Origin of the sequence: Staphylococcus aureus, from assembly GCF_001027105.1 — a bacterium.
Classification (GTDB): Bacteria; Bacillota; Bacilli; order Staphylococcales; family Staphylococcaceae; genus Staphylococcus; species Staphylococcus aureus.
The window spans coordinates 449,632-466,007 of record NZ_CP011526.1 but is presented as its reverse complement, the minus strand read 5'-3'; the positions used below and the strand labels follow the sequence as shown (position 1 = coordinate 466,007).

Genomic DNA, 16,376 nt, shown 5'->3' with positions numbered 1-16,376 from the left:
TTTATTCATCCTCAACTAAAATTTTATTATTTTTAATTCCTTCAACTATCATTCCAGTTTCCAGATATTCATTTACCAATTCTATCATATTTTCAGTTATTGTTTCTCCTTTGAAAATAATAGGAATCCCTGGCGGATACGGGACAATATGTCGCGCCAGAACTTTACCTTTTGCCTTTTTCAAATCACACCAAGTAACATATTCAAAGCGTTTTGGTTTATAGTTACCTTCAGTTGTTAAAAGTTGTGTTTGTTTAACTTTAGAAACTGATTTTTTCGGTAAAATCATATCTTCAATTTTACGTAAAAGCGAATCAAATAAATACGTATCATCATGATGCCATAACGGCAATATCGCTAATGCTTGATAGTCGTCCGCTAATTCTAAATAGATATGTGCATTCATAAACCAATTTTGAATATCATGACCTGTAAAACCTTCATATTTTATCAGCAACTTCAACGGATCATCAACTTGAAGCATTTCAAAACCCTTCTTCTCCAAACATTCGATTAATTGCGCTCTCTTATCAAAAAACACGGTACTATCATATGTTTTATAGAACTCGGCAGCTGACTCTAAACTAGCCATAATCAAATACGAAGGACTAGATGTTTGGAAGTAGCTTAGATATTCTATAATAGTTTCTCTATAAGGTGCATTTTTATGAATATAAAGTACCGAGCCCATCGTTAAAGCTGGTAACGTTTTATGAAAAGATTGAACAACATAGTCAGCTTGATAATTTAATGTAGAATCTGGAAATCCTTGCAATCCAAAGTGCGCGCCGTGTGCTTCGTCAATGAGTACAGGAATATTTAATTGGTGCAAAGATTTGATAACCTCTTCTACATTAAATGTTTCACCGTAATAGTTAGGATAAGTCAACACAGCAAGTTTGTGACCGTCATTATTCAAACGGCTTAAATTAACTTTATTATAATGATTCGTTAACGGACTTTGATGCGTTTCAATAAAATGCCCTTCTTGTTGGCTAATATCGAGCGCATGTAACACAGATTTATGTACATTTCTTGCCATTAAGATATCGCCTTTTTTCTGTGAAAAAGACTGGATGACAGATAATATTCCTGAAGTGGTGCCATTCACTAAGAAATAAGCATCATAATCTGAATGTTTCTCCACCTGCTTCATACTTTCCAAAATGACTTCTTCAGGATGATGTAAATCATCTAATCCAGGTATTTCAGTTTTATCCATTGTCATTGATAATTGAGATAAATGACCGATAGTCATATTTTTATGACCCGGAACATGCAAAGAAATCGCTTCTTCTTGATTTAAACTTTCTAATTTATTTAAAATAGGTTGCTTCATGATATACGCTTCCTTTATTTACACTGTTTTGGAATTAGTTACTTTCAAAAGTATTAATTATATAGTAACACTTCTTTGACAAAAGTTAGTGTTACTTATGCAATAGCTTGTCTATTGTATAATAATTAATTTCCTTTTTGTACTTCGATTTAAAAGATATTAGACATAAAATCTAAAAACAGCAGTAAGATGATTTATGATTAAAAACTATCTTACTGCTGTTCACTTTTTATAATACTTCTGAATGTCTTCACTTATACTTCTAGTCACAGATTTAAATAATCAAAAGTGCACATTATTAAAATATCAATTTCACACTCAATGCGGCTCATCGCATTCATTTCTTGTCTAGCAACGTTCTACTCTAGCGGAACGTAAGTTAGCTACCATCCTCGCTAAGAACCTTTCTTGACTTGTGACAATCGCTTGCTTCTTTCCTCTCCTTCGGCTCTCGCTTACTCATTTAGCTCTACTAAACTCGTTGCGCTCTTTTCTCGTTTCGTCAGATTCAAACGTTTTCACTTCGCCAAGCCATTTTTCTTTGTGTTTACTTTTTATTTTGACGTTTTAGACATAAAAAAAGAGACCTCACGGTCTCAACTTGCCTGGCAACGTTCTACTCTAGCGGAACGTAAGTTGGCTACCATCGTCGCTAAAGACCTTTCTTGACTTGTGACAATCGCTTGCTTCTTTCCTCTCCTTCGGCTCTCGCTTACTCATTTAGCTCTACTAAACTCGTTGCGCTCTTTTCTCGTTTCGTCAGATTCAAACGTTTTCACTTCGCCAAGCCATTTTTCTTTGTGTTTACTTTTTATTTTGACGTTTTAGACATAAAAAAAAGAGACCTTGCGGTCTCAATGCGGCTCATCGCATCCATTTTTTGCCTGGCAACGTTCTACTCTAGCGGAACGTAAGTTGGCTACCATCGACGCTAAGAACCTTTCTTGACTTGTGACAATCGCTTGCTTCTTTCCTCTTCTTCGGCTCTCGCTTACTCATTTAGCTCTACTAAACTCGTTGCGCTCTTTTCTCGTTTCGTCAGATTCAAACGTTTTCACTTCGCCAAGCCATTTTTCTTTGTGTTTGCTTTTTATTTTGACGTTTTAGACATAAAAAAAAGAGACCTTGCGGTCTCAATGCGGCTCATCGCATCCATTTTTTGCCTGGCAACGTTCTACTCTAGCGGAACGTAAGTTCGACTACCATCGACGCTAAGGAGCTTAACTTCTGTGTTCGGCATGGGAACAGGTGTGACCTCCTTGCTATAGTCACCAGACATATGAATGTAATTTATACATTCAAAACTAGATAGTAAGTAAAAGTGATTTTGCTTCGCAAAACATTTATTTTGATTAAGTCTTCGATCGATTAGTATTCGTCAGCTCCACATGTCACCATGCTTCCACCTCGAACCTATTAACCTCATCATCTTTGAGGGATCTTATAACCGAAGTTGGGAAATCTCATCTTGAGGGGGGCTTCATGCTTAGATGCTTTCAGCACTTATCCCGTCCACACATAGCTACCCAGCTATGCCGTTGGCACGACAACTGGTACACCAGAGGTATGTCCATCCCGGTCCTCTCGTACTAAGGACAGCTCCTCTCAAATTTCCTACGCCCACGACGGATAGGGACCGAACTGTCTCACGACGTTCTGAACCCAGCTCGCGTACCGCTTTAATGGGCGAACAGCCCAACCCTTGGGACCGACTACAGCCCCAGGATGCGATGAGCCGACATCGAGGTGCCAAACCTCCCCGTCGATGTGAACTCTTGGGGGAGATAAGCCTGTTATCCCCGGGGTAGCTTTTATCCGTTGAGCGATGGCCCTTCCATGCGGAACCACCGGATCACTAAGTCCGTCTTTCGACCCTGCTCGACTTGTAGGTCTCGCAGTCAAGCTCCCTTATGCCTTTACACTCTATGAATGATTTCCAACCATTCTGAGGGAACCTTTGAGCGCCTCCGTTACCTTTTAGGAGGCGACCGCCCCAGTCAAACTGCCCGCCTGACACTGTCTCCCACCACGATAAGTGGTGCGGGTTAGAAAGCCAACACAGCTAGGGTAGTATCCCACCAGCGCCTCCACGTAAGCTAGCGCTCACGTTTCAAAGGCTCCTACCTATCCTGTACAAGCTGTGCCGAATTTCAATATCAGGCTACAGTAAAGCTCCACGGGGTCTTTCCGTCCTGTCGCGGGTAACCTGCATCTTCACAGGTACTATGATTTCACCGAGTCTCTCGTTGAGACAGTGCCCAAATCGTTACGCCTTTCGTGCGGGTCGGAACTTACCCGACAAGGAATTTCGCTACCTTAGGACCGTTATAGTTACGGCCGCCGTTTACTGGGGCTTCGATTCGTAGCTTCGCAGAAGCTAACCACTCCTCTTAACCTTCCAGCACCGGGCAGGCGTCAGCCCCTATACATCACCTTACGGTTTAGCAGAGACCTGTGTTTTTGATAAACAGTCGCTTGGGCCTATTCACTGCGGCTCTTCTGGGCGTTAACCCTAAAGAGCACCCCTTCTCCCGAAGTTACGGGGTCATTTTGCCGAGTTCCTTAACGAGAGTTCGCTCGCTCACCTTAGAATTCTCATCTTGACTACCTGTGTCGGTTTGCGGTACGGGCACCTATTTTCTATCTAGAGGCTTTTCTCGGCAGTGTGAAATCAACGACTCGAAGACACAATGTCTTCTCCCCATCACAGCTCAGCCTTAACGAGTACCGGATTTGCCTAATACTCAGCCTTACTGCTTAGACGTGCAATCCAATCGCACGCTTCGCCTATCCTACTGCGTCCCCCCATCGATTAAAACGATTATAGGTGGTACAGGAATATCAACCTGTTATCCATCGCCTACGCCTGTCGGCCTCAGCTTAGGACCCGACTAACCCAGAGCGGACGAGCCTTCCTCTGGAAACCTTAGTCAATCGGTGGACGGGATTCTCACCCGTCTTTCGCTACTCACACCGGCATTCTCACTTCTAAGCGCTCCACATGTCCTTACGATCATGCTTCAACGCCCTTAGAACGCTCTCCTACCATTGTCCAAAGGACAATCCACAGCTTCGGTAATATGTTTAGCCCCGGTACATTTTCGGCGCAGTGTCACTCGACTAGTGAGCTATTACGCACTCTTTAAATGATGGCTGCTTCTAAGCCAACATCCTAGTTGTCTGGGCAACGCCACATCCTTTTCCACTTAACATATATTTTGGGACCTTAGCTGGTGGTCTGGGCTGTTTCCCTTTCGAACACGGACCTTATCACCCATGTTCTGACTCCCAAGTTAAATTAATTGGCATTCGGAGTTTGTCTGAATTCGGTAACCCGAGAGGGGCCCCTCGTCCAAACAGTGCTCTACCTCCAATAATCATCACTTGAGGCTAGCCCTAAAGCTATTTCGGAGAGAACCAGCTATCTCCAGGTTCGATTGGAATTTCTCCGCTACCCTCAGTTCATCCGCTCACTTTTCAACGTAAGTCGGTTCGGTCCTCCATTCAGTGTTACCTGAACTTCAACCTGACCAAGGGTAGATCACCTGGTTTCGGGTCTACGACCAAATACTAAACGCCCTATTCAGACTCGCTTTCGCTACGGCTCCACATTTACTGCTTAACCTTGCATCAAATCGTAACTCGCCGGTTCATTCTACAAAAGGCACGCCATCACCCATTAACGGGCTCTGACTACTTGTAAGCACACGGTTTCAGGTTCTATTTCACTCCCCTTCCGGGGTGCTTTTCACCTTTCCCTCACGGTACTGGTTCACTATCGGTCACTAGAGAGTATTTAGCCTTAGGAGATGGTCCTCCCAGATTCCGACGGAATTTCACGTGCTCCGTCGTACTCAGGATCCACTCAAGAGAGACAACATTTTCGACTACAGGATTATTACCTTCTTTGATTCATCTTTCCAGATGATTCGTCTAATGTCGTCCTTTGTAACTCCGTATAGAGTGTCCTACAACCCCAACAAGCAAGCTTGTTGGTTTGGGCTCTTCCCATTTCGCTCGCCGCTACTAAGGGAATCGAATTTTCTTTCTCTTCCTCCGGGTACTAAGATGTTTCAGTTCTCCGGGTGTGCCTTCTGATATGCTATGTATTCACATATCGATAACATGACATAACTCATGCTGGGTTTCCCCATTCGGAAATCTCTGGATCAAAGCTTACTTACAGCTCCCCAAAGCATATCGTCGTTAGTAACGTCCTTCATCGGCTTCTAGTGCCAAGGCATCCACCGTGCGCCCTTAATAACTTAATCTATGTTTCCACCATTTTTATAAGTCAAACGTTAACATGAAGTTACGTTCTTTTATAAAAAGATTTAAACGCGTTATTAATCTTGTGAGTGTTCTTTCGAACACTAGCGATTATTTCTTATGAATTCAAGCTTATTTAAAACTCTTTATTCACTCGGTTTTGCTTGGTAAAATCTATATTTTACTTACTTATCTAGTTTTCAATGTACAATTTCTTTTTAGTCAAGCGCTCGCATACTGCTTTATTTTCATAAGCAATATCACTTTAACCAAAAAATATTTGAATGTTAAATAAACATTCAAAACTGAATACAATATGTCACGTTATTCCGCATCTTCTGAAGAAGATGTTCCGAATATATCCTTAGAAAGGAGGTGATCCAGCCGCACCTTCCGATACGGCTACCTTGTTACGACTTCACCCCAATCATTTGTCCCACCTTCGACGGCTAGCTCCTAAAAGGTTACTCCACCGGCTTCGGGTGTTACAAACTCTCGTGGTGTGACGGGCGGTGTGTACAAGACCCGGGAACGTATTCACCGTAGCATGCTGATCTACGATTACTAGCGATTCCAGCTTCATGTAGTCGAGTTGCAGACTACAATCCGAACTGAGAACAACTTTATGGGATTTGCTTGACCTCGCGGTTTCGCTGCCCTTTGTATTGTCCATTGTAGCACGTGTGTAGCCCAAATCATAAGGGGCATGATGATTTGACGTCATCCCCACCTTCCTCCGGTTTGTCACCGGCAGTCAACTTAGAGTGCCCAACTTAATGATGGCAACTAAGCTTAAGGGTTGCGCTCGTTGCGGGACTTAACCCAACATCTCACGACACGAGCTGACGACAACCATGCACCACCTGTCACTTTGTCCCCCGAAGGGGAAGGCTCTATCTCTAGAGTTGTCAAAGGATGTCAAGATTTGGTAAGGTTCTTCGCGTTGCTTCGAATTAAACCACATGCTCCACCGCTTGTGCGGGTCCCCGTCAATTCCTTTGAGTTTCAACCTTGCGGTCGTACTCCCCAGGCGGAGTGCTTAATGCGTTAGCTGCAGCACTAAGGGGCGGAAACCCCCTAACACTTAGCACTCATCGTTTACGGCGTGGACTACCAGGGTATCTAATCCTGTTTGATCCCCACGCTTTCGCACATCAGCGTCAGTTACAGACCAGAAAGTCGCCTTCGCCACTGGTGTTCCTCCATATCTCTGCGCATTTCACCGCTACACATGGAATTCCACTTTCCTCTTCTGCACTCAAGTTTTCCAGTTTCCAATGACCCTCCACGGTTGAGCCGTGGGCTTTCACATCAGACTTAAAAAACCGCCTACGCGCGCTTTACGCCCAATAATTCCGGATAACGCTTGCCACCTACGTATTACCGCGGCTGCTGGCACGTAGTTAGCCGTGGCTTTCTGATTAGGTACCGTCAAGATGTGCACAGTTACTTACACATATGTTCTTCCCTAATAACAGAGTTTTACGATCCGAAGACCTTCATCACTCACGCGGCGTTGCTCCGTCAGGCTTTCGCCCATTGCGGAAGATTCCCTACTGCTGCCTCCCGTAGGAGTCTGGACCGTGTCTCAGTTCCAGTGTGGCCGATCACCCTCTCAGGTCGGCTATGCATCGTTGCCTTGGTAAGCCGTTACCTTACCAACTAGCTAATGCAGCGCGGATCCATCTATAAGTGACAGCAAGACCGTCTTTCACTTTTGAACCATGCGGTTCAAAATATTATCCGGTATTAGCTACGGTTTCCCGAAGTTATCCCAGTCTTATAGGTAGGTTATCCACGTGTTACTCACCCGTCCGCCGCTAACATCAGAGAAGCAAGCTTCTCGTCCGTTCGCTCGACTTGCATGTATTAGGCACGCCGCCAGCGTTCATCCTGAGCCAGGATCAAACTCTCCATAAAAATTATGATGTTTGATTAGCTCATAAATACTAAATAATGTTTGTAACTTATAGTTACGTTTTTTGGAATTAACGTTGACATATTGTCATTCAGTTTTCAATGTTCATTTTTCTTACCGACAAGAATTAATTATACATTTTATTAACATTTAAGTCAATAACTTTTTAAAATTAATTTTCGTTAGTAATTCAAGTTATTTCTTAAGTTGAGTTGTTTTGTTTGCCTCAACAAATAAATACTATACAGGCTTTCAAACTGCTTAACAACAGTAAAAATTACACCTTTGTCATCTGTACTGAACGCCCTTATCCTAAAAATCGAACTTAAAAAATCCCCACTTATAAATAGTACGTTTTTTAGAACAAGAAACAGATTTTTCTCTAACCATATCAATCAAAAAAAACGCAAAACAGAACGTTATTTTTTTACCAGAAATTAAAAATAAATTTACAAGTTTTAAATAATCTCTCAAAACACCGCTATACAGGCTGATTTAATAAGCTTTAGACCAAAGAAGTACAACTTACTAAGCCAGCATCTATCATTTCAATTACAAAAGAATTTCATTTGCATAGTCATTAACCGCATTTATCAAATTAATAGCACCAACACACCATAACCATAGATCTAATTCGATAATCCAATTCACATCATTACTATTAGAAGTAACAAATCACAACCAACGGCTTGCTTCCTAAAGATTACCCATCCCTCAGTAAAACTAGGTAAACCATACCACCGCCACACCGCAAATAAAGTAGTACATCACACCACACCATAAAAAAAGCCACAATGATTACACTGTGACTTTTCTTACTATAGTATTAAAATCAAAAATGTTTAATAGAAGACATTACATTTCTGTTCTACCTGCGATTGCTTTAGATAATGTTACTTCGTCAGCATACTCTAAATCGCCACCTACCGATAACCCTTGTGCTAATCTCGTCACTTTGATACCTATAGGCTTAACTAATCTAGAAATATACATGGCTGTAGATTCCCCCTCTAAGTTCGGGTTCATAGCTAAGATTAATTCGCTAACTTCATCGTTTTTCAAGCGTTCAATCAATGAAGGAATATTAATATCTTCTGGTCCAATGCCATCCATAGGCGAAATAGACCCATGTAAAACGTGATATAAACCTTTGTATTCTCTCATTTTTTCCATAGCTATGACATCTTTGTCATCTTCCACAACACAAATAACTGAACGATCTCTTTGCTTATCTTCACAAATATAACATGGATCATTTTCAGTAATGTGACCACATACGCTACAATATGTTAATTCTCTCTTAACATCTACTAATGCTTTGGCAAACTGAACAACATCGTCTTCTTTCATATCTAAGGTATGAAAAGCCAGACGTTGGGCTGTCTTTGGACCAATGCCTGGCAATTTCATAAAGCTATCAATAAGTTTTGATATAGGTTCTGGATAATGCATCTATGATCACATTCCAGGGATGTTTAAGCCTTGAGTATGTTTACCTAAACGTTCTTGAGTAAGCTCATCAGCTTTATTCATCGCTTCATTAGTAGCTGCTAACACTAAGTCTTGTAGCATTTCAATATCGTCTGGGTCTACAGCTTCTTCTTTGATTTCAACGTCGACAACTTCTTTATGACCAGTTACAGTAACTGCAACCATGCCACCGCCAGCTGTTCCTACAATACGCTCTTCTTTAAGTTTTTCTTGTTCTTGAGCCATTTTCTTTTGCATTTTTTGCATTTGTTTCATCATTTGTTGCATGTTTCCGCCACCGCGCATATTCCATTTCCTCCTTGAAAATCAATAAATATTTATCAATAAAATGATGTTTCTTTCATTATACATACGATTATATCGCTTGTCATGTATCACTCTTCATCTATCACATGTACAGTTTCTTCACCGAAAAGATCTTTTGCTTTTTGAGCAATATCTGTTTGTTGTGCTTGTTGCTTTGGCATATCATCGCCTTCGTTTTTACGATTTTGTAAATATTCCGTTCGAACTCTTTGCCATTGATCTGATGGTACACCAACAACTTTAACGTTTTTATTAACGATATTACATACAACACTTTCTATACTACTACGTTTCTCGTCGTCTTTATTGACGATTTCACAATGGATCTCTTCCTCAAATTTCACAAGTACGTGATCTTCACTTGCCGCCACAGGTTCCGAATTTTGCAATAAACTAACGAGTGATTTTTTATCATTATTTTTGGCATGATCAATCACTTCTTGCCAATGATCTTTCAACAATTTGATATCTGCCTTATTCGCTTTATCTAGCACTTTTGCAATTTGTTGCATTGAAAATGCATTTTTAGATTTTTGTATGCCTCTCGCAGGCTTTTTCGAAGATTTTTGAACAGGAGCGACACTCACTCCTTGTGCTTTTAGTGTTTTTAGTTCTTGCTCTAACTGTTCCATACGTTGCAACAATACATCTGTGTTTGGCGATGAAGCAATTTGTGCTGGTTCAGCTACATTCGCAATCACTTGTGGTTGACCCTTAATCTGCTCAGCTAATTTTACTAACAACACTTCAAAATGAACGTTTTGATTCACACTAAAACGAATCGACACTAATGTATCATTAATAAGATCAATCATTTGATATAACATATCTAATTCTAAGTTCATCAGTGCTCGATACTCAGTATCTTTCTCAGATGTTTTATTCATAATCGTATCTCTGACAAAATAAATCATATCATTTATTAGGCGATTCACTTCTTTACCTTCTGTTATAAACTGATGGTATTTTTTAAAAGATGCTTGTACGTCACCTTGTACAATATCATCAAACAAGTGATCCAACGCTTCATCATGTACGCTACCTGTGACATTCAACGCATCTTGCAATGTTAACGTACCATCACCAAATGCAATAGCCTGATCCATAATACTTAATGCATCACGCATACCCCCTTCAGACGCTTTAGCGATAAATGCCAAGGCTTCATCTTCACATTCAATTTGTTGTGCATCTGCTACAAATTTTAAACGTTCAACAATTTGATCTAGGCTAATTGCTTTAAAATCAAAACGTTGTGCCCTAGAAATGATTGTTGGAGGGATTTTATGTGGTTCTGTCGTTGCCAATATAAAAATAGCGTGTGCTGGAGGTTCTTCTAACGTCTTTAAAAGGGCATTAAAAGCACCTGTTGTTAGCATGTGCACCTCATCTATAATATAAACTTTATATTTCGATTCACTTGGTGCATATTTAACTTTGTCTCTAATATTTCTTATTTCATCAACGCCATTATTACTAGCAGCATCAATTTCTATCACATCTGAATTAGTCCCCTGCGTAATGCCTTTACAAATATGACATTCATTACAAGGTTCTCCATCAGTGCTATTTAGACAGTTGATTGCTTTAGCAAACACTTTGGCAATACTCGTTTTCCCCGTACCTCTCGGACCACTAAAAATATAAGCATGCGACTGTTTTTCTTTCGAAATCGCATTGCGCAATGTCTTCGTGACATGTTCTTGTCCGACGACATCCTCGAAACTTTGGGGTCTGTACATACGATATAAGGCTTGATAATTCAAGTTAGCACCTCCATAAACAATTACCTCTCATTATAGCATGATAATACCTTTACTTCTTAATTGAACAATTAATAAAAATGTTCTGGAAATTTTACGATTCCGTGTGGTGCATCCGTCAAATTATCCCATAAATATTTTACAAGTAACGGTGCATCACCAGATTCTAATTTAATGTCATGCTCAGCAGCATTTTGATAACCCAACTTTTCAAAGTAGTCAAAACAATGGTCTACAACAACCGTACTATACTCTTGTGCTTTGGCACGCTCTTCTACTGCTTGAACCAAGCCACGACCTAATTTTTGTCCACGTAATTCAGGATGAACTGATAAAGAGGCAATCGCCAAACCATAATACGTCTTATCATCACTATTAATTTCTACTTCAATTAATAAAACGTGTCCAACGACATCGTTATTTTCATTTTTCGCTATTACTTCTAATTCAAAATTATAGCAAGGAGATTTTCTTAAATGTTTTACTTTCGCACGTGCTTGCCAACTCGTTTCAGGATTATCATCAAAACTTTCTTCAATACTATTTAAAGATTTATCATAATCTAACTCTGTTAAAGTACTTAAATATATTTGCATATGTCCTCCGTAGGCATTTGATTGTCAATAATCATAACGTATCTCATTAATAATTCTATTGTAAGATACTCCCCCTCATTTCACCATCATTTCTTTATCATCAAATTATAACTTCTTACTTTTCATTGACACAAAAATCATTCAAACTGCACATCGAGTTCACTTGAATCAAACTTCACATATAAAAAAGCTACTTCCCACAAACATGTTCCACGTATAATACGCTGAATTGTCTTCAAGAAAGTAGCTTCTATAATTATATATTTTCAACTCTTAATAATCGGTTTAATATTTAAAAAATAAAAAACCGTGCACCTAAGCATCGAACGTAATTCACGAACGTAACCAAAGTCGTTAGCTAAATCTCGGCTACCCTACGGCACATATGATGATCCACTTAATGCTGCTTCCGTCAGGACCTGACATGGTTCATGGGTTCATATTGCATAGGACCGAAATCTTCAAACACTACGTGCTTTGGGCAGACTTCGCAAAAATACGGCCTCAACAAAGGAATTAAGCCTCGCATAAAGCGGATTTCGAGTACAGGGAACCGCTACCTCCCCACCTAGCACGGCAAGATATATATTACTATATTTTAATAGTTAATTGCAAGTATAAATCATTTATATCATTGTTTACTTTATACGACGTCTTGAGAAGTCATTAAATTTAAATTCATTTGCAAGATGTTTTGAAATATTATATTGAAACGGCATTGTATTTTCTAAATACACAATACTTCGAACTGTTGCTGAATAAGCCACCGATACATCACCAAACAATTGATATGCTTGTTCATCAAACGGTTCAAAAGTAATAGACTTACTTGAATAACTAATATTAAGATTTAATACCTTTTCCAAATAATCATAAATAGAATCACTCGCAACATCATTACCTATATCTGAAACAATCGACTTTAGAAAATAATCTTCATCAACAATCTTCACATGTTGGTTAAGCCGACGAGTTCTAACAATATGAATGAGTGATTCACTAGAATTGATGTTTAAAGCATGTTGAACTTCTGGAACTTCATGCGCTTCAACAACCTCATTCACAACAACTTCAGTTAAATATGCGACGCCCATTTCTTCTTGCATTTCTTTAAAACTAACAAGTTCAGAAAATGGAAACTCTGTAACCTCCTGATAAATGACAAGTGACCCTTTACCATGAATCTTTTGAATCATGCCGTCTAATGCCAACAAATCTAATGCCTTACGCACGGTCTCTCGAGATGACTGGTACAATTGCACCAAATCATGTTCAGACGGAATTTGTTCACCATATTGAATCTGCCCGTTTAATATATCTTCTTTCAACGCCTCATAAATCTTCATAAACTTTTTTTGTTTCGCCATATAAACGCATCCACTCAATTTATTTTACGCGTTTGTTTCGATTACAATTGCACCAAACCCGCTTATCGTATTATTTTCCACTGTGCCTGTTTGAATCACAACACAACCTTCTCTAGCCAATCCTTCTGGCAAATCAACAGCCGATGCTGAGAAATTCGCAATTACTAGCCATTGTTGATTCTTATAATGACGTTCATAAACAAATAAATGATCATGATCCATAAAACGTGGCACAATGTCTCCATACGTAATAATATCATGCGTATGTCTTAATTGTATTAATTTTTGATACGTATAGAAAATAGACTCTTTATTCTGAAGTGCTTGTCTAACGTTGACCTGATGATAATTTTCCGAAATATCAATCCAAGGCTTACCAGCTGTAAATCCAGCATTAACATCATCACTCCATTGCATAGGCGTTCTCGAATTGTCTCGTGACTTCTGTCCTAAAATCGCTAACACATCCGCTTCAGCATGCCCTTCACTTAACAACTGATGGTAGGCATTAATCGATTCAACATCACGATATTGTGCTATTGATGTAAAATGTGGGTCCGTCATACCAATTTCTTCACCTTGGTAAATATATGGCGTCCCTTGCAACATATGCAGTGCGATAGCTAACATTTTAGCACTTTGTATCCTCATCTCTTCCGACGTATCATCACCAAATCTAGACACTACCCGTGGCTGATCATGATTACACCAGAAAATCGCGTTCCATCCGCCACCGTCATAAATACCTCGTTGCCATTGCATCAGAATTTCCTTTAACTTATGAAAATCAAGCTTCGCATTTGTCCACTTTTCACCATCAACATAATCAACCTTTAGATGATGAAAATTAAAAACACTATTCAATTCTTGGCGTTCTGGTTGTGTATACTTAATACAATTTTCAATCGTCGTCGAAGACATTTCTCCTATAGTCATCATGTCAGTGTTACCAAACGTTTGACGATTTAATTCATGCAGAAACTCATGCACTCTAGGACCATCCGTATAAAATTCTTTACCTATTTTGTCAGAGTCCTTAAATTCACCTTTAGAAATTAAGTTAATGACATCAAATCGAAAACCATCAACGCCGAAGTCTATCCAATGATTGACTATGCGATATAACGATTGACGTACTTCCGGATTATCCCAATTTAAATCAGCTTGACTGACATCAAATAAATGTAAATAATATTCATCTGTCTCAGAATCATACTTCCATGCATTACCACCGAATTTAGAATGCCAATTTGTTGGCGGCCCGTCTTCAGATGATCTGAAAAAGTAATAATCTCTATAAGGGTTATCTTTAGATTTACGGGCTTCTTTAAACCATTCATGCTCCGTCGACGTATGATTAATGACAATATCTAACATCACTTTCAAGTCTTTTTGATGCGCAACTTTGATTAACTTTTCAAAATCATCCATCGTTCCAAAGTCTTCATTGATTTCTAAATAATTGCTGATATCATAGCCATTATCATTCATCGGTGATTCATACACTGGTGTTAACCAAATATAATCAACACCCAATAACTTGATATAATCCAATTTTTCTATAATTCCATTGATATCTCCTATACCATTCCCCGTCGTATCATTAAACGACTTAGGATAAATTTGATATACAACGGATTTTCTCCAATCTATTTCTTTCGACACACAATTACCACCTTATAACGTAATAAAGGACGTCCAAATAACGAACGCCCCTTTTTTATTTTATTAATCTTCAACAATTTCTTTCGCTTTTTGTTTACTAAAATGAGACATCACAATTGTTAGTATACATGGTACAACAATAGCAATAGCTGTCACAATAAGATATACTGGCCAAAATTCTTTTTGAATTGAAATGAATGCTGGCACGCCACCAACACCAACTTTTCCAAGTACGTTATTCATACCAACGATTGCCCCCAATACACAAGACGTTGATATCGCAGCGATAAATGGATATTTCAGAGGTAAGTTCACACCGAACATGGCTGGTTCAGTAACACCTAACATACCAGAAATACAAGATGTTAATGCCAAGCCTTCTTCTTTAACCATTTTACGACGTTTATAGACAAACCATGCTCCAAATGCTGCAGAGCCCTGACAAATATTGGAAATCGCAACAATTGGCCATAAATACGTACCGCCTAAGCTGCTACCCATCAATTGGAAATCTACTGCTAAAAACATATGGTGTAGTCCTGTAATTACAAGTGGTGCATATAACAATCCATATATTGCTCCGCCAAGCCATCCTGCATGTTGGAATATAAATGTAACACCAGATGTAATACCTGTACCAATCAATAACGCAACTGGTCCAATGATAATAAATGCTAAAAATCCAGTAACTAAAAGCGCTACGGGTCCAACGACCAACATTTTTATCGAATCGTGAACGACTTTATTTAATCCTTTTTCAATTTTAGCTAGAACGTAAGCTGCAATTAAAACTGGCAACACTTGACCTTGGTAATTCAACTGCTTAATCTCTAAGCCAAATAAGTTCCACGTCGGAATATTCCCTTTTGCCAAATCATACTGAGATACTAATTGCGGATGCATTAAAATCAAACCTAAGACTATGCCTAGAATCGGACTACCACCAAATACACGCATACTACTCCAACCAATTAATGCTGGTAAGAAAATAAATGCCGTACTCGCAATCACATTAATGATGTTTGAAATATCAGCAATTTGTGGATACATCTCAATAAGTGCTTTTGGACCAAATAAACCTTTCATTGTAAGTAAATTATTGATTCCCATTAACAAACCAGCTGTCACAATCGCAGGTAATATTGGTATAAAAATATCCCCCAACAATTTGATCAAACGTTGTACTGGATTCCCTTTTTGTGCAGCTGCTTGTTTCGCTTCATCTTTCGAAGCTTCTTGAGCACCTGTTTCATCAATAAACTGCTTATACACTTCATCGACTGTTCCTGGACCAATGACAATTTGATATTGATGGTCTGCTTTAAACTGCCCCTTGACCAACGCGTTATTACTTAATGCGTCTTTATCAACTTTACTTTCATCCTTCAGCACTAAACGTAATCGTGTTACACAATGCGTTGCAGCTTCAAGATTTTCTTTTCCCCCAATAGCGGTTACGATGGCTTTTACATCTTCTCTTTTTACAGCCATATATTTCACTCCCTTAATGTCTTAAAACGAGTATAACTTGTCTAGACAAGTTATGTAAAGGCTTTCAACAAAATATTTTTATTTTGTCACAATTATCTGGGGTAGCCATTTCAGAAAATCAATGAGCCATAACGACATATGTAGCAATAACTCCTCGCTACAATTGCGTTA

10 protein-coding genes, 3 rRNA genes and 1 other RNA gene are annotated in these 16,376 nt (G+C 39.2%); all 14 read right to left on the bottom strand.

Features of this window, described 5'->3' with window-relative positions; translation table 11 throughout:
- Position 1 precedes the first annotated feature (1 nt).
- A complete protein-coding gene (locus AA076_RS02190; protein WP_000812832.1) occupies positions 2-1,339 on the bottom strand; it encodes an aminotransferase class V-fold PLP-dependent enzyme in 1,338 nt (445 codons plus the stop codon).
- Between the two features lie 1,161 nt (positions 1,340-2,500).
- Positions 2,501-2,615, bottom strand: a 5S ribosomal RNA gene (gene rrf / locus AA076_RS02185).
- A 72-nt stretch (positions 2,616-2,687) separates the two neighbouring features.
- Positions 2,688-5,610 (bottom strand): 23S ribosomal RNA (locus tag AA076_RS02180).
- A gap of 366 nt (positions 5,611-5,976) precedes the next feature.
- A 16S ribosomal RNA gene (locus AA076_RS02175) occupies positions 5,977-7,528 on the bottom strand.
- Together the 16S, 23S and 5S rRNA genes form the textbook arrangement of a ribosomal RNA operon.
- Positions 7,529-8,078: 550 nt before the next feature.
- Positions 8,079-8,177 (bottom strand): hypothetical protein, encoded by a 99-nt coding sequence (locus tag AA076_RS14420; protein WP_001791812.1) that lies wholly within the window; start codon positions 8,175-8,177, stop codon positions 8,079-8,081.
- Between the two features lie 204 nt (positions 8,178-8,381).
- Positions 8,382-8,978: a recombination mediator RecR gene (recR, locus tag AA076_RS02165; protein WP_000559156.1), complete on the bottom strand. Its 597-nt coding sequence runs from the start codon at positions 8,976-8,978 to the stop codon at positions 8,382-8,384.
- Positions 8,979-8,984: 6 nt separating this feature from the next.
- Positions 8,985-9,302, bottom strand: a complete 318-nt coding sequence (locus AA076_RS02160; protein WP_001213992.1) for a YbaB/EbfC family nucleoid-associated protein — start codon at positions 9,300-9,302, stop codon at positions 8,985-8,987.
- Positions 9,303-9,391: 89 nt separating this feature from the next.
- Positions 9,392-11,089, bottom strand: a complete 1,698-nt coding sequence (gene dnaX / locus AA076_RS02155; RefSeq protein WP_001109047.1) for a DNA polymerase III subunit gamma/tau — start codon at positions 11,087-11,089, stop codon at positions 9,392-9,394.
- A 68-nt stretch (positions 11,090-11,157) separates the two neighbouring features.
- Entirely contained in the window at positions 11,158-11,682 is a 525-nt protein-coding gene (locus AA076_RS02150; RefSeq protein WP_001167828.1) for a GNAT family N-acetyltransferase, read from the bottom strand.
- 137 nt (positions 11,683-11,819) lie between these two features.
- Entirely contained in the window at positions 11,820-11,921 is a 102-nt protein-coding gene (locus AA076_RS14415; protein ID WP_001790661.1) for a hypothetical protein, read from the bottom strand.
- Between the two features lie 68 nt (positions 11,922-11,989).
- An RNA gene (gene ffs, locus AA076_RS14410) (signal recognition particle sRNA large type) lies at positions 11,990-12,259 on the bottom strand.
- A gap of 61 nt (positions 12,260-12,320) precedes the next feature.
- Positions 12,321-13,049 (bottom strand): trehalose operon repressor, encoded by a 729-nt coding sequence (gene treR, locus AA076_RS02140; protein ID WP_001118675.1) that lies wholly within the window; start codon positions 13,047-13,049, stop codon positions 12,321-12,323.
- A 24-nt stretch (positions 13,050-13,073) separates the two neighbouring features.
- A complete protein-coding gene (gene treC, locus AA076_RS02135) occupies positions 13,074-14,714 on the bottom strand; it encodes an alpha,alpha-phosphotrehalase (RefSeq protein WP_000031506.1) in 1,641 nt (546 codons plus the stop codon).
- Positions 14,715-14,777: 63 nt separating this feature from the next.
- On the bottom strand, positions 14,778-16,205 hold the full coding sequence (gene treP / locus AA076_RS02130; RefSeq protein WP_000279374.1) for a PTS system trehalose-specific EIIBC component: 1,428 nt from the start codon (positions 16,203-16,205) through the stop codon (positions 14,778-14,780).
- Between the last annotated feature and the right edge of the window lie 171 nt (positions 16,206-16,376).

What these genes read in the sequence shown, in the direction of transcription:
- treR (WP_001118675.1), bottom strand. Translation starts at nt 13,049, where the DNA reads ATGGCGAAACAAAAAAAGTTTATGAAGATTTATGAGGCGTTGAAAGAA.
- recR (WP_000559156.1), bottom strand. Translation starts at nt 8,978, where the DNA reads ATGCATTATCCAGAACCTATATCAAAACTTATTGATAGCTTTATGAAA.
- treP (WP_000279374.1), bottom strand. Translation starts at nt 16,205, where the DNA reads ATGGCTGTAAAAAGAGAAGATGTAAAAGCCATCGTAACCGCTATTGGG.
- AA076_RS02190 (WP_000812832.1), bottom strand. Translation starts at nt 1,339, where the DNA reads ATGAAGCAACCTATTTTAAATAAATTAGAAAGTTTAAATCAAGAAGAA.
- AA076_RS02160 (WP_001213992.1), bottom strand. Translation starts at nt 9,302, where the DNA reads ATGCGCGGTGGCGGAAACATGCAACAAATGATGAAACAAATGCAAAAA.
- AA076_RS02150 (WP_001167828.1), bottom strand. Translation starts at nt 11,682, where the DNA reads ATGCAAATATATTTAAGTACTTTAACAGAGTTAGATTATGATAAATCT.